Below are 1,328 nucleotides of genomic sequence, written 5' to 3'. Positions count from 1 at the left end.
CTGTGCAACCGGCATGATCCCCGACACTTTAGACCGGGATGATTGTCGACAGTTCTGGGTCCGCGTGTTGCGGTGCGTAGCGCAGCCCCTCTCGGGGCGGAGCGAAGCGCCGGAACACGCGGAGGCGATCGATAATTCCGATGTCGTAGTGGCAGAACCGCACGATCTGGTCGCCGGTCTCCAGTTCGGCGATGCCGATCACTTCGCCGACCAGCGCCTCGCTGACGAAGATGCGCTCGCCATGCCACATGATCTCGCCGGAGCTGCGGACGCGCCGCACCTGGTGGTCGGCGTCGTACCAGGGGTCCTCGATCCGGTCCGGCATTTGCCGCGTCGAGACGGTGTAGAGTTCGGCCGGTGGGCGCTGGTCGAGTGCCTCGTGCGGACGCTCCCGGTTGAAGTGATCGCGGAAGGCATCGAACCTGGCCTGCTGCTCGATCGCATTCGACGCCGGCGGGCGCGAGGTCTGTGCCTTCAGGGTCCGATGCATCCGCTCGTGACGGCCGTTCTCCTGCGGAGAGGCCGGGTGCACGAAATGCGGCTCGATCCCGAGCTTGAGCCACCACGCCGACAGCCGCGTCAGTCCGCAGGCGCCGGTCGAGCCGAACGGCGAACCATTGTCGCAGCGGATCGCCGACGGCAGGCCGTGGCGACGGAAAGCATCGAGAAACAGCGGCATTGTCGCCTCGATGGTCTGCGGCGTGATGGCGATGCCCAGCAGATAGCGGCTGAAGCCGTCGGTCAGCGTCAAGGGATCGATCCGGGCGCCGTCTTGGGTTCGAAACCAGCCCTTGAAGTCGGCCGCCCATTCGTCGTTCGGCGCATGCACCGCTGCAAAAGGTCGTTGCTGGGCCAGCGCCGGCCGCCGCCGTCGCTCCGGCGCGATCAGCCCGGCCTGCTTCAATACTCCGCCGATCGTCGAGGCCGACGGCCACGCGCTCTCCGGATGCTCGCGCCGCAGGATTGCCAACAGCTTGCGCGGCCCCATATGCGGAAACCGACGCCGCAGATCGACAATCGTCGCAACCTGCGAAGCATCGGTCCGCTGCGGGCAGTGATGCGGAGCGTGCGAGCGATCCACGAACCAGTCCTCGGCCCCGCTGTCGCGACGCCGTCGCCACTCGTAGAACGTGTCCCGACTGACGCCGTAGCGCCGGCACAGATCCGACACGCTCCAATTGCCGCTCGCATGGTCCGACAGCATCTGCACCCGCTGATCCATCCGACAGGTCTCCACAAAAGGCATCGGCGGTCCTCCCTCCGATGCAGTGTGAACTGTCGACAATCATCCCGGTCCAAACTGTCAGGAATCTAGCCGGTCTGTACCC

Annotated in this window: 1 protein-coding gene; it reads right to left on the bottom strand. The window is 66.0% G+C overall.

The annotated features are described in order from the left end of the window. Nucleotides 1-28 precede the first annotated feature (28 nt). A complete protein-coding gene (locus DWA33_RS24815) occupies nucleotides 29-1,222 on the bottom strand; it encodes an integrase core domain-containing protein (RefSeq protein ID WP_244601398.1) in 1,194 nt (397 codons plus the stop codon). Between the last annotated feature and the right edge of the window lie 106 nt (nucleotides 1,223-1,328).

Source organism: Rhodopseudomonas pentothenatexigens (assembly GCF_900218015.1).
GTDB lineage: Bacteria > Pseudomonadota > Alphaproteobacteria > Rhizobiales > Xanthobacteraceae > Rhodopseudomonas > Rhodopseudomonas pentothenatexigens.
This window is presented reverse-complemented; position numbering and strand designations above follow the sequence as displayed.